A 12,662-nucleotide genomic window follows, 5' to 3' on the forward strand; every position below is an offset into this window, starting at 1 on the left:
TCGATGTCCGCCAGCGCCGCCTCGACAACGTCACGAACCTTGCGATCCGCCTCCGCCTTGCTCTCCGCAGCAGCGCCGCGCTTCAGCCATATGGCCATGAATCTCCCCTCAAGTGCTTCCAACGCGCACCAACTGCAGGACCCGCCAGACCCACACCATCGCATTCTTTCGATGCCATCATATCGATCCAACGCCTTTGCTTCGGGATTTGCCAGGAAATAGACGACTTGAGCGTAGGGAAGATAAAGGGAAGGGATGCCAATGCGGTTGGCAACATTGCGAGATGGATCGAAGGACGGGCGGCTCGTCGTCATATCTCCGGACGGATTGCGATATGCATTCGCGCCCATTCCGACCTTGCAGGATGCGCTCGAGAACTGGGATCTTGCCCTGAAGTTGCTCGCCGGTGTCGGGGAATTCCCGGACGAGCTCGTCAAGACCGATCTTTGTGCCCCGTTGCCTCGTGCCTGGCAGTGGCTCGACGGATCTGCCTATCAAAGCCACGGCGACCTGATGGATGCCGTGCTGGGCATTTCAAAACCGAAGACCGATCTGCCGCTGATGTACCAAGGTGTCTCAGACAGGTTCTACGGGCCGTATGACAACGTGCCGTTTTCCGACGAATCGCTGGGCATCGACTTTGAGGGCGAATTCGGGGTCGTTGTTGACGCCGTGCCCATGGGCACGACTCCGGCCGATGCCTTTAAGCATATCCGGCTGATCGTGCAGATCAACGACTGGTCGTTGCGCACTCTCGCAGGACCTGAAATGAAGACCGGCTTCGGTTGGATTCAGGCAAAGCCGCCGTGCGGTATGGCACCGTTCGCTGTCACTCCCGACGAGCTCGGTGATGCTTGGCGGCATGGCCGGGTCTGCCTGACCCTGAACGTGGAATGGAACGGCAAGCAGTTCGGGGCCGCGCAGGGAGAGCCCATGGGCTATGGCTTCCACGAACTGGTTGCCCACGCGGCGAGGACCCGCGATCTTGTCGCCGGCACGGTGATCGGATCGGGCACGGTGTCGAATGCCAACTTCCGCGATATCGGCTCGTCGTGCATTGCAGAACGTCGCGGGATCGAGGTGATCGACCTCGGGCAGCCGAAGACGGAGTTCATGAAGTTTGGCGACCGCGTTCGCATGTATGCGACAGATGAAAATGGGCGCGCCCCGTTTGGCGAGCTTGAGCAGAAGGTGACGAGAGCATGACCAGCAGAGTTTACGATTTCGGCTTGCCGCCTGTTCAGCGGGTGGTGACGGGGCATGACAGCGATGGTCGCGCGATATTCAAGTCCGAGGACGTCACGCCACTGGAGCTGATTCCCACGGGCGATGCTGCCATGCTGACCATCTGGTCGACAGCCACGGTTCCGGCAGACAACAACGACGAGACCGATGGCCGGGATCGCGAGACCGGCCTTACGCTAAACGGCGGGTCGGTCATCCGCATCTGCGACATGCTGCCGCACCAGGAAAGTCCGATGCACCGCACCAATTCCATTGACTATGGGATCGTCATGAAGGGCGAAGTGGAGCTGGAGCTGGAAAATGGTGTGAAGAAGACCATCCGAGAAGGCGGGGTCATCGTCCAGCGTGGCACTGTCCATCTGTGGCGGAACACCACTGATGAGATCTGCCGGATCGCGTTCATTCTGATCGAAGCACCGGCCTATGTGCATAACGGAACCGCGCTGAGCGAAAACAAGCCAGAAGACGTCACCGCCGGTCATTAAAGGTTAGCTTGTGACACTTTGCCTTCGGGCAAAGTGTCACAGGGGACAAAAGTTGGATTTCAACGTCGCCCCGACTCGCCGGGGATTCACAGGAGTCACCTTATGTGCTTTGTTGAATCCCTGAATGTTCCAGACTGCCATTCTTTCCGGCCCGTCTTCCCATGGCGCGATGTCCTCCTTGCTGAACTGCCTTTCGCAGGCGAGTTCCAGGCCGCGCTATGCGTTCATGGTGCTGAGCCTGATCGCCGAGGTTGCCGACGAGAAGGGTGAGGCGGGGCCATTCGTCCGGCGCGGGAGGCAGGCCTTCACCTTGCGGGACTGGCTGTGCGACAGCCTTGCCCCGATGGGCGGGCGCGATCCTCGTCGTGTGGCCCTGACCGAACGGGTACGCTCTGACCTGATCCTTGAAGGCCGCATGCCCGAAGACCCGGGAGAAGCGGCGCAAGTGATCGAGGATGAAGTCCGCGCGCGTGTGCGGGCTTCGGGCAAGAGCAACCTCAGCCGCGCGGTTTCGGAACTCGTCGGGGCGGGCCTGCTGCGCCGCTATTACAAGGGCTATGCCATCGACCACGAAAATCGCGGCGGACAGCGCCACGCGGTCTATGTCCTGCAGGGGAAAGCGCGTTGCCTGCTGCCGCAAGTCCGCCCTGTGCAGGCCCCGCGGCGCGGCGTGGCGGTGCAGGGCGAACTGCGGTTCTAGGCCCGAGCCGGAACCTGAATATCGGTTAAGCGTTAGGTGCTGCAATGACGCAGCCCCAATGGCTTTCACTGGCCACCCTTGGCGGGATGATGGCCCTGTTTTTGTGGGGGCGCTTCCGATACGACGTGACCGCCGTCATCGCGCTGTTGTTCGCTGTGGCGATCGGCGTGGTCTCGCCCGATGCCGCGTTCACCGGTTTTTCCGATGACATCGTGGTGATCGTCGGCTCGGCGCTGGTTCTTTCCGCCGCAGTACAACGATCGGGCATGATCGAGCGGTTGCTGCAATCCCTGGCCCAGCGCATCCGCAAGCCGCAGCGGCAAATGCTGGTTCTTTCGGCGGCGGTGGGACTGTCATCGGGCTTTATTAAAAACGTCGGTGCGCTGGCCATGTTGATGCCGGGAGCCGTGCAGATGGCGCGTCGCAACAAGGCATCGCCGTCGCTCTATCTCATGCCGATGGCGTTTGCGTCGCTTCTGGGCGGGCTGACCACTCTTATCGGCACCTCGCCAAACATCATCGTCAGCCGCGTGCGCGAGGAGATGACGGGCGAGCCGTTTCGCATGTTCGACTACTTGCCAACGGGCCTGGCGTTGCTGGCGGTCGGCCTGGTGTTCCTTTCGGTGGGCTGGCGCCTGCTTCCCACCGATCGGCATGCAGCACAGGGCATGTCCGAAGCGATCAACATCTCTGCCTATGTGATCGAGGCTACCGTGACGACGGGATCGCCCATCGCAGGCTTGAGCGTTGCCGAGTTTGTCGAACGGCATGAGGGTGAGGTGGAGGTTGCAGGCCTGCTGCGCGGCGACATGCGCGGCGAGGTTACGCCGGAAACCCATATCGGCGAAGGCGATGTCCTGATCCTGAGCGGCGAGCCCAACCTGCTCGAACAGGTCATCGGCGCCGACCGGCTGGCGCTGGCAGGTGACGACGAAGATGGCAGTGGCCACAAGCCCGACGGTATCGGCGTTATCGAAGCCGTGGTACATGCCGATTCCGGGCTGATCGGGCGCACTGCCGGGCGTTTGCAGATGCGCGAGCGGCTTGGCATCAACCTTCTTGCCATTTCGCGCGAGGGCGAGACGATCGCCAACAAGCCCGGCAACACGGTGCTGCAGGCAGGCGATGTGATCGTTCTGCAAGGCCCGCTCGATACCCTGCCGGCGCGGCTTGCCGAAATGGGGGCGCTGCCGCTGGCCGAACGCAAGATCGGGCTGGGCTCGAAGCGGACCCGGTGGTTGTCACTCGCGATCCTGGCCGCCGCGATGGTGGCAGCGGGGACCGGCTTCATGCCCGCTGCATTGGCGTTCTTTGCCGCTGCGGGGCTGACCGTGATCACCGGCGCGCTTCCTGCGGATGAGGCGTACAAGGCCATCGAATGGCCGATCCTCATCATGCTGGCCGCATTGATTCCCGTCAGCGCGTCATTGCAGACGACCGGGGCCTCCGACGTTATCGCCACGTTGCTTGCCGATTTCGCCGTGAAGCTTCCTGCATGGGGGGCGGTTGCGCTGATCCTTGTCGCAGCCATGGCGGTGACCCCGTTCCTCAACAACGCGGCGACCGTGCTGGTCATGGCGCCGATTGCCGGGGTATTCGCCCAGCAGCTCCACTACCGCCCCGAGGCCTTCCTGATCGCGACTGCGGTCGGCGCGGGCTGTGATTTTCTCACGCCCATCGGACACCAGTGCAATACGCTTGTGCTGGGGCCGGGGGGATACCGGTTTGGCGATTATGCCCGGCTTGGCGCGCCCCTATCGCTGCTGGTGGTGCTGATCGGCACGCCGCTGATCCTGTGGTTCTGGCCATTATAGCTCGATAAGGCCCCCGCCGGACCGGGCGGGGGCCTCTTTTCTGCTTCGGTTGGTCGTGTTCAGGCAGCGCCTCCGCTCTTGTAGCGATTGAAGGCAGCATTCTCGCTTGCCCGGTCACGGGCGCGGGAGAGGCCGGGCGTGTCGGGGAAACCCTTTTTCGGGCCGACGTCGGTTCTCAATTGCGGCTTGGCGGCGGTGCTGGCGTAAGCCTTGCCATTGTCTGGCCGTGTGCCGGCAAATGCCGGCGCCGCCAGCAGCAATGCTCCTGCGCCAGCGGTCAGGATCGTGGATATCGTTCCGGTCTTTCGCATGTCGACCTCCTTGGACTTCCGTCTTTGCGTGGACTTGGGACAGCGAGAGCCGACGGCGGCCGCGACACTTGCGGCAACCGGACGATGCGTGTCCTGTAGTGATGACTCTCGCTCGCCCTGGCAGCGTTTCTGCATGGGGCGAGGGAACGGTCGAGCCTTGACGATTAATGCCTAATTAATTGTTTTTACGAACCTTTCACCTCGTCGCGCCGTGGGTTCGCGTCGGCATTCCTCCAGCGTTGTGCGGTGCAACATAGGCGACGGATCGTGTCAAAAGACATAGCCCGCAAGGGTGCATCTGAGGAACCTTCAGAGCGATCATGCACGGCGTGTCCGCGCTCGATTCGGAGATCGGCCTTGCGCGGACGAGGTTCACGCCGTTCCAGAAATGCCTTGAAACTCGACTGTCCTCCGCGCACTAGGCGTGCCCATGCGGATTGCCATCGTCGATGAAAGCGCCAGCCGTGCCGCAGTGATCCGCGAAGGGCTTGCGACGCTGGAAGACTGCGAGATCTTCGTGGTCACCGAAAGGCGAGGGCTGGTAGCCAGCATCGGCGAGATCGCGCCCGACATCGTGCTGATGGACCTTGGAAACCCCTCGCGCGACGTGCTGGAGGAATACTTCGCCGTCAGCCGGGTGCTTGGCCGCCCAATCGCGATGTTTGTCGATGAAAGCGACGAGGAATCGATCGCTGCCTCGGTCGATGCCGGGGTTTCGTCCTATGTCGTTGACGGCCTTTCGGCGCACCGCATCAGGCCGATCCTCGATCTTGCCGTGCGCCGCTTCAACGCCTTCGCGCGGCTGGAGGCTGACCTTGCCGAAGCCAAGGGCAAGCTGGCCGAACGCGAACTGGTCGACAAGGCCAAGCGCATCCTGATGGACAGCCGCGGCTTTTCCGAACCGCAGGCCTATAGCGAGTTGCGCAAGACGGCGATGAACCAGGGCAAGCGCATTGCCGACATTGCCGAAGCCGTGGTCACGGCGCACCAGTTGATGGGAGGGAAGTGATGGCAGGCGAAGCCGCATCGGGGGAAGCCGCATCGGGCGAACTGACCATCGGCTTCCTGCCGCTGGTGGACGCCTGCCTGCCGATCCTTGCGCGCGAGCATGGATTTGCCGAGGAGGAAGGCCTGTCGCTGCGGCTGGTACGGGACATGAGTTGGGCCACGGTGCTCGACCGGCTGCTCTATGGCCACAGCGATGCCGCACACATGGTCGCCCCGCTGGCAATCGCCACCACGCTCGGACGGGGCCGGCCGGCGCAGCCGCTGTCGGTGCCCTTCGTGCTGGGGCTGAACGGCAACGCCATCACGATGCGGCCCGATCTTGCCAAAGCAGTGAACCCCGGTGGAGGATTGGGTGACCCGGCAACCGTGGGCGCGGCATTGAAAGCGCATGTCGAGGCGGCGGGGCGCAAGCTGCGTTTCGGCGTGGTTCACCGCTATTCCAGCCACAATTACATGCTGCGGTACTGGCTGGCGGCCTGCGGTGTACAGCCCGACTTGGATGTTGAAATCACCACCGTCGCCCCCCCGTTCTGCGCGGACGCGCTGGAGCATGGCGAGGTCGACGCGATCTGCGTGGGCGAGCCATGGAACAGCGTCGCCGTGGAACGCGGCGCCGGCGAGATCGTGCTGGTCACGGCGCAGATCTGGCGGCGCGGTGTGGAGAAGGTTCTGGCTTTCCGTGAGCGGGTCATGGAGGAGCGCCGTGGCCAGGCGGAGGCACTGGTCCGCGCCTTGCGCAAGGCGGGCGAGCACTTCGTGGATCCGGCCAACCTTGAAGGCAATGCGGCGATTCTGGCACGGCCCGAGTATCTCGATGGCGATGCCACGCTGATCGGCCGCGCGATCTCCGATCGGCTGCTCCTTGCGCAAGGGGGGCAGGTGCTGCACTACCCCGACTTCATGTTCCAGCATCGCGAGGCGGCGAACTTCCCGTGGGTGAGCCAAGCCGAATGGCTCTACAGCCAGATGGTGCGGTGGGATGGACTGACCTTCGATCCGGCTGACGCGGCCAAGGCGGCGCGCGTATTCCGCCCGGATGTTTATCGCAGCGCACTATTGGGCACCGGCGAACCCTTGCCGGGGGCCAGTTCCAAGGTCGAAGGCAGCCTGCACAAGCCCACTTCAGTCAGCATGCAGCAGGGCGTCATAACATTGGAAAACAACAGTTTCTTTGATGGTCGGCCGTTCGATCCCGAACTGCTCGAATCCTACATCGAAAGTCAGCGTCGGAGCTAAAGTTTCGCTGCGGTGCAAAAAAAGCTTGCCGAATAGCAGGCGAATCACATAGCTTTGCATTCAGGCCGACACGGTGCCACCCAAGGACGGGCGGCGGTGATCCGGACGGTCTCAGGTTTACATCGCGTGGCAACGTCGCCGCCCAGACCTCCCTCATCGGGATGCGTTCGGGCGGCTTTTTCGTGTTTGCCACGCCGCATTCGAGGGGTGGTCGAGTATGGTCGGACTGGGCGGTTTCAATCGGCGGGGCATGATTGCGGCATTGCTGGCGGGCGTGGCCGTGGCAAGCTGCGGCAAAGGCGGGGATGCGCCAGAAAAGCCTGCTGCTTCGGCCAATGGCATTGAGAAGCCGGTGCTGAAGCTCGGCTTCATCAAGCTGACTGACATCGCCCCTCTGGTCGTGGCCCAAGAGAAAGGCTTCTTCCGTGAGGAAGGGCTGACCGTGACGCTCGAGCCCCAGGCGAACTGGAAGGTCCTGCTCGATGGGGTGACCGGCGGGCAGCTGGATGGCGCACACATGCTGGCTGGACAGGTGCTGGCCTCGGGCGCGGGGATCGGCAGCAAGGTGCCGCTGGTCACGCCGTTCTCGCTGGACATCAATGGCAAGGGCGTGACGGTTTCCAACCAGGTGTGGGACATGATCGCGCCCAGCCTGCCCAAGGGGCCGGATGGCAAGGTGCAGATGCCGATCTCGGCCTCGGCGCTCGCCCCGGTCGTTGCCAAGTTCAAGGCCGAGGGCAAGCCTTTCAAGATGGGCATGGTCTTCCCGGTCTCGACCCACAACTACATCCTGCGCTACTGGCTGGCGGCAGGCGGTCTGAACCCCGGCTTCTACCTGCCGGGCGATACCGCTGGCGTGACAGGAGCCGACGTGCAGCTTTCGGTCACCCCGCCGCCACAGATGCCCGCCACGATGGAAGCCGGCACGATCAACGGCTATTCGGTGGGCGAGCCGTGGAACCAGGCATCGGTCGCTAAGAAGATCGGCGTGCCGATCATTGTCGATCCCGATATTGCGGGCACCACGGGCGACAAGGTTTTCGGCCTGACGGCAGACTTCGCGAAGAAGAATCCCAACACGGTCAAGGCGCTGACCCGCGCGCTGATCCGCGCTTCGATGTGGCTTGATGCCGAAGGCGGCAAGAACCGGCCCGAAGCGGTCAAGATGCTCGCCAGCCCGAAGTACGTCGGCGCCGATGAAAAGGTGCTGATGGCGTCGATGACCGGCAAGTTCACCTTCGGCGCGGGCGACACACGGGATACGCCCGAATTCAACCTCTTCTTCGATCAACAGGCCAGCTACCCGTTCTATTCGGATGGCATCTGGTACCTCACGCAGATGCGTCGCTGGGGGCAGATCGCCGAGGACAAGGGTGATCAGTGGTATCTCGACACGGTCAAGTCGGTCTATCGTCCGGACATCTATGAGGATGCGGCCAAGTCGCTCGTCGCCGATGGCAAGGCCAGTGCCGACCAGTTCCCCGCCACCGACGGCTTCCGCGTCTATGCCCGCAAGGCGATCGACGGCGTGCCCTTCGATGCCAAGAAACCCGCTGCCTATGTCGCCAGCTTCTCGATCGGTCTGAAGGCCGGCCAGAAGGTGACACCGGCAGGCGTGAAGTAAGACAGGAGCGATTACGATGAACGCGGTTGCATTGCGCAAGGACGAATTCGTCGGCACCGAAGCGGACGTCATGGAGGGGGGCGGGTCCCTCCTCCCCGAAACAGAGGCGGAGACGAACGCGGAGAACGCTGCGAAACCCGAAAGAGCGCTGCCGTTCGGCATCAAGCTGCCCGCGGGCCGCGCCGCGTTCGACGCGCTCTGGCCACCGCTGGCAGGGATCGGCGGGTTCCTGGCGCTGTGGGCGCTGCTGGCGCCGCTGGTACAGACATCGCTCGGTACGCTCCCTGGGCCGGGCGATGTCTGGTCAGCCTTTGGAGGCCTGCTGGACGAAGCCGATGCCTCGCGCGTTGCCGCGGCCGAAGCGGTGGCCGCAGGGTACGCCTACACCGGCCCGCCGACTTTCATCGACCAGATCTTCACCAGCCTCGAGACGGTGGCGGCGGGCTTTGTGCTGGCGACCTTGTTCGCTGTGCCGCTCGGTCTGGTTGCCGGCATGTCGAAGCGCGTCAATGCCGCGATCAATCCGCTGGTGCAGGTGATGCGCCCGGTCAGCCCGCTGGCCTGGCTGCCGATCGTGACGATGGTGGTTTCCGCCTCGGTCAGCAGCGATGATCCGACCCTGCCCAAGAGCTTCGTGATCTCTGCCGTTGTCGTTATGCTCTGCTCGCTCTGGCCGACGCTGATTAACACCGCGATCGGCACGGCCAGCATCGACAAGGACTTGATCGCGGTGGGCCGCGTGCTGCGCCTTGGCTGGTTCGCCAAGCTGACCCGGCTCGTCCTGCCTTCCTCGCTGCCCTATATCTTCACGGGCATGCGCCTTTCGCTCGGCACCGGCTGGATGGTGCTGATCGCCGCGGAAATGCTCGCGCAGAATCCGGGCCTCGGCAAGTTCGTGTGGGACGAATTCCAGAATGGTTCGGAAAAGTCGCTCGCTCGCATCATGGTTGCCGTGGTGGTGATTGGCCTGATCGGCTTCGGCCTCGACCGGGTGATGATGGCGCTGCAGTCCTTCGTCAGCCGCAACCGCACCGTCTGAGGAGATTGTCCGATGGCTACGATCCTTTCCCTGAAAGATCTCCGCAAGTCCTACGAGGGCAAGTCCGGTGGCGTGACCGAAGTCCTTGGCGGCATCGACCTCGATGTCGAGGAAGGCGAGTTCATTGCGATTCTCGGATTCTCCGGAGCGGGCAAGACCACGCTGATCTCGGCCATCGCAGGCCTGGTCGAACCCGATGCCGGAGAGATCCTGCTTCGCGGCAAGGCGATTGACGGGCCGGACAAGGATCGCGGGCTGGTGTTCCAGTCCTACTCGCTGTTCCCGTGGCTGACGGTGGAACAGAACGTGGCGCTCGCCGTGGACTCGGTTCACAAGGATCGCACCAGCGAAGCGCGCGCCGCGCTGGTCCGCCAGAAGGTCGAACTCGTTGGCCTTGGCCATGCGATGGAGCGCAAGCCCGCGCAGCTTTCCGGCGGGATGCGTCAACGGGTTTCGGTGGCGCGTGCGCTGGCGATGGAGCCGGAAATCCTGCTGCTGGACGAGCCGCTTTCGGCACTGGACGCCCTGACCCGCGCAAAGCTCCAGGACGAAATCGATCGCATCCGCGAGGAAGAGAAGCGCACGATCATCCTTGTCACCAACGACGTGGACGAGGCGTTGCTGCTGGCAGACCGGGTGGCGGTGTTGACGCCGGCACCCGCGGCAAGGATCGGCCGGATCTTCCCGGTGACCCTGCCGCGCCCGCGTGATCGCGAGGCGGTGAACGACAGCGTCGAATTCCAGAAGCTGCGCACCGAGATCGTCAATTACCTTGGCGAGCTGGCGGGCGAGAAAGCGGCGCAGGGCAGCGATTTCGGGCATTTGCCCAACGTCACCCCGCTCGATCTGGCGCCTCCGCCCAAGGCTTATCAGGACGCGGCGAGGAAGGGCGCGACGCGGCGCTACATGGAGTTCTGGAAGCTCCACAAAGTCTACCCCACGCCTACGGGTCCGCTGACCGTGGTCGAGGATTTCAACCTGATGATGGACAAGGGTGAGTTCATCTCGCTGATCGGCCATTCGGGTTGCGGCAAGTCTACCGTGCTGACGATGGCGGCAGGCCTCAACGAGATCAGCAAGGGCGGCATCATCCTCGACAACCGCGAGATCGACGTGGCGGGACCGGACAAGGCGGTGGTGTTCCAGGCGCCCAGCCTGATGCCGTGGCTGACCGCGCGGCAGAATGTGGCACTGGGGGTGGAGCGCGTCTATCCGCACGCGACGCGATCAGAACGGCGCGAGATCATCGATTATTACCTCGACCGCGTGGGCCTGGCCGATGCCAAGGACAAGATGGCGGCGGAAATGTCGAACGGCATGCGCCAGCGTGTCGGCATCGCCCGCGCCTTCGCGCTCTCCCCGCGCCTGCTGCTGTTGGACGAGCCCTTCGGCATGCTCGACAGCCTGACGCGCTGGGACTTGCAGGACGTGCTGGTCGAGGTTTGGAACCGCACCAAGGTGACCGCGATCATGGTGACGCATGACGTTGACGAGGCGATCCTGCTGGCTGACCGCGTGGTGATGATGACCAACGGCCCCAATGCCACCATCGGCAAGGTGTTGAAGGTTGACCTGCCGCGCCCGCGCGATCGCAAGACGCTGCTCAAGCACCCGGATTTCTACGCCTACCGTCAGGAAGTCCTGCGCTTCCTGGCCGAATACGATCACGGGCCGAAGGCCCACGCCGCCTGAGCGGTGACTTGAAATTGAGGGGATGCCTGAACGGCCTTCTTTGAGGGGTTCAGGAGGGAAACATGAAAAAGACTGCAATCACGGCGACGCTGCTCGCGTCGTCGATCGCCTTCGCACATCCGGCGTTTGCCGCTGGCAAGCCGGCGTTTGGCGATCCCATACCGGCTGGGCACGGGCTGACGCTCGATCCGATCATCGATGCGCGCATTCGCTATGAAGGCGTGGACCAGCCAACGGTCGATGCCGATGCGCTGACCGTGCGGCTGCGCACAGGCGTTGAACTGAAGCACGCGCTGTCGCACCTCTCGGTGCTGGTCGAGGCCGAAGGCACACTGGGCCTAGTCAACGACTACAACGCCTTTCCCTTCGCGCTGCCCGGCAGCTCGCAGCGCCGCCCACAGTACGCAGTGGTCGCCGATGACGAGAGCATCGACCTCAACCGCGCGCAGATCATGTACAAGGTGAAGGACTTCGCCCTGACCGTCGGGCGGCAGCGGATCAACCTTGACGATCAGCGCTTCGTTGGCTCGGTCGGCTGGCGTCAGAACGAGCAGACCTTCGATGCAGTGCGCGCCGAAGCGACGGTCGGGCCTGTCAGCATTGATGCCACTTATGCGATCCAGCAGGATTCGATCTTCGGGTCCGAGGCAGGGCCGCGCCGCGCGATGGACGGGGACTTCGCGTTCGCACAGGCTGTGGTAAAGGCTGGTCCCCTGCAGGTGAAGGGCTTTTCCTACATCATCGACTATGACGAGGCCTTCGCGTTCGCAAATTCCTCGCAGACCTATGGCGGGCGCGTGTCGGGCAGCATCCCGCTGTCGAAGGCGGTGAAGCTCAATGTGCTGGCCAGCTATGCGCGGCAGATGGACATCGGCCGCAACCCGGTGAACTACGAGGCAGATTTCGTGGTGGGCGAGCTTGGCTTGGCGTACCAGGGCTTCACCCTGACCGGCGGCTATGAAAAGCTGGGCGCGGACAAGGCGGCGGGCAAGTCGTTCCAGACGCCGCTGGCAACGCTGCACAAGTTCAACGGCTGGGCCGACCTGTTCCTGACCACGCCCGGCAATGGGCTGGAGGACTATTACGTCACGTTGGCCAAGGTCTTCCCGAAGGTGAAGGCGGTGCAGGGCCTCAACGCGAACGTCACCTATCACGAATTCCGCAGCGATGTGGGCAACGTGAAATTCGGCACGGAATGGGATGCCAGCCTTGGCTTCAAGACGAAGAAGGTGGGCTGGCTGGTCAAGTACGCCAACTACAACGCCGACAAGTTCGGCGTCGATCGCCAGATCCTGTGGTTGCAGGCCGAGGTGGCGTTCTGATAGTGACGTGCTGCACTGCAAAATAACCCTTGCAGTGCAGCCCCCGAATCGGTTAGCCAAGTGAACGAAGGCCAAGCGCCGCCCAAAGTCGGGTGGATCAATCGCAAGGCCTGAAAGATCAACATCGCGTGGCAACGTCGCCGCCCAGACCTTCCCAATCGGGATGCGTTCGGGCGGCTTTTTTGT

The 12,662-nt window shown here is 63.2% G+C and carries 11 protein-coding genes; 10 read left to right on the top strand and 1 reads right to left on the bottom strand.

All coding sequences use genetic code 11. The features are described 5' to 3' along the window. Positions 1-261 precede the first annotated feature (261 nt). The 4 genes from AC1Q5P_RS15245 (at position 262) to AC1Q5P_RS15260 (ending at position 4,244) form a co-directional block, all read left to right on the top strand. Positions 262-1,206, top strand: coding sequence for a fumarylacetoacetate hydrolase family protein (locus AC1Q5P_RS15245; protein ID WP_492519380.1), 945 nt, complete (start codon positions 262-264; stop codon positions 1,204-1,206). After that, positions 1,203-1,730 (top strand): cupin domain-containing protein, encoded by a 528-nt coding sequence (locus tag AC1Q5P_RS15250; protein WP_039338517.1) that lies wholly within the window; start codon positions 1,203-1,205, stop codon positions 1,728-1,730. Before AC1Q5P_RS15245 ends, AC1Q5P_RS15250 begins: the two co-directional genes overlap by 4 nt. Positions 1,731-1,854: 124 nt before the next feature. After that, positions 1,855-2,430 carry a hypothetical protein gene (locus AC1Q5P_RS15255; protein WP_039338518.1) on the top strand — a complete coding sequence of 192 codons (576 nt, stop codon included), beginning with the start codon at positions 1,855-1,857 and terminating at the stop codon, positions 2,428-2,430. A gap of 44 nt (positions 2,431-2,474) precedes the next feature. After that, a complete protein-coding gene (locus AC1Q5P_RS15260; protein WP_039338520.1) occupies positions 2,475-4,244 on the top strand; it encodes an SLC13 family permease in 1,770 nt (589 codons plus the stop codon). A gap of 59 nt (positions 4,245-4,303) precedes the next feature. On the opposite strand, the gene AC1Q5P_RS15265 is transcribed toward AC1Q5P_RS15260, so the two are convergent. Then, the gene (locus AC1Q5P_RS15265; RefSeq protein WP_082013549.1) at positions 4,304-4,555 is read right to left on the bottom strand and encodes a hypothetical protein; all 252 of its coding nucleotides are present in this window, start codon (positions 4,553-4,555) and stop codon (positions 4,304-4,306) included. A 430-nt stretch (positions 4,556-4,985) separates the two neighbouring features. Between AC1Q5P_RS15265 and AC1Q5P_RS15270 the strand changes: the two genes are divergently transcribed. From AC1Q5P_RS15270 to AC1Q5P_RS15295, 6 genes are all read left to right on the top strand, one after another. Then, on the top strand, positions 4,986-5,564 hold the full coding sequence (locus AC1Q5P_RS15270; RefSeq protein ID WP_039338523.1) for an ANTAR domain-containing response regulator: 579 nt from the start codon (positions 4,986-4,988) through the stop codon (positions 5,562-5,564). Beyond that, positions 5,564-6,799 (top strand): ABC transporter substrate-binding protein, encoded by a 1,236-nt coding sequence (locus tag AC1Q5P_RS15275; RefSeq protein ID WP_492519381.1) that lies wholly within the window; start codon positions 5,564-5,566, stop codon positions 6,797-6,799. The genes AC1Q5P_RS15270 and AC1Q5P_RS15275 overlap by 1 nt, the downstream gene beginning before the upstream one ends. A gap of 217 nt (positions 6,800-7,016) precedes the next feature. Continuing rightward, positions 7,017-8,423, top strand: coding sequence for a CmpA/NrtA family ABC transporter substrate-binding protein (locus AC1Q5P_RS15280; RefSeq protein WP_492519382.1), 1,407 nt, complete (start codon positions 7,017-7,019; stop codon positions 8,421-8,423). Positions 8,424-8,439: 16 nt separating this feature from the next. Next, positions 8,440-9,462 carry an ABC transporter permease gene (locus AC1Q5P_RS15285; protein ID WP_492519383.1) on the top strand — a complete coding sequence of 341 codons (1,023 nt, stop codon included), beginning with the start codon at positions 8,440-8,442 and terminating at the stop codon, positions 9,460-9,462. 12 nt (positions 9,463-9,474) lie between these two features. Next, complete coding sequence (locus AC1Q5P_RS15290) at positions 9,475-11,154, top strand: ABC transporter ATP-binding protein (RefSeq protein ID WP_492519384.1); 1,680 nt, start codon at positions 9,475-9,477, stop codon at positions 11,152-11,154. A 62-nt stretch (positions 11,155-11,216) separates the two neighbouring features. After that, a complete protein-coding gene (locus AC1Q5P_RS15295) occupies positions 11,217-12,476 on the top strand; it encodes an alginate export family protein (protein WP_492519385.1) in 1,260 nt (419 codons plus the stop codon). Positions 12,477-12,662 lie beyond the last annotated feature (186 nt).

It is taken from the genome of Novosphingobium sp. GW835-FHT14H07, assembly GCF_058793515.1.

Bases quoted from the DNA above. Each gene is read 5' to 3' on its own strand.
- AC1Q5P_RS15245 (WP_492519380.1), top strand. From the start codon at position 262: ATGCGGTTGGCAACATTGCGAGATGGATCGAAGGACGGGCGGCTCGTC.
- AC1Q5P_RS15260 (WP_039338520.1), top strand. From the start codon at position 2,475: ATGACGCAGCCCCAATGGCTTTCACTGGCCACCCTTGGCGGGATGATG.
- AC1Q5P_RS15270 (WP_039338523.1), top strand. From the start codon at position 4,986: ATGCGGATTGCCATCGTCGATGAAAGCGCCAGCCGTGCCGCAGTGATC.
- AC1Q5P_RS15290 (WP_492519384.1), top strand. From the start codon at position 9,475: ATGGCTACGATCCTTTCCCTGAAAGATCTCCGCAAGTCCTACGAGGGC.
- AC1Q5P_RS15280 (WP_492519382.1), top strand. From the start codon at position 7,017: ATGGTCGGACTGGGCGGTTTCAATCGGCGGGGCATGATTGCGGCATTG.
- AC1Q5P_RS15295 (WP_492519385.1), top strand. From the start codon at position 11,217: ATGAAAAAGACTGCAATCACGGCGACGCTGCTCGCGTCGTCGATCGCC.
- AC1Q5P_RS15255 (WP_039338518.1), top strand. From the start codon at position 1,855: ATGTTCCAGACTGCCATTCTTTCCGGCCCGTCTTCCCATGGCGCGATG.
- AC1Q5P_RS15265 (WP_082013549.1), bottom strand. From the start codon at position 4,555: ATGCGAAAGACCGGAACGATATCCACGATCCTGACCGCTGGCGCAGGA.
- AC1Q5P_RS15285 (WP_492519383.1), top strand. From the start codon at position 8,440: ATGAACGCGGTTGCATTGCGCAAGGACGAATTCGTCGGCACCGAAGCG.
- AC1Q5P_RS15275 (WP_492519381.1), top strand. From the start codon at position 5,564: ATGGCAGGCGAAGCCGCATCGGGGGAAGCCGCATCGGGCGAACTGACC.
- AC1Q5P_RS15250 (WP_039338517.1), top strand. From the start codon at position 1,203: ATGACCAGCAGAGTTTACGATTTCGGCTTGCCGCCTGTTCAGCGGGTG.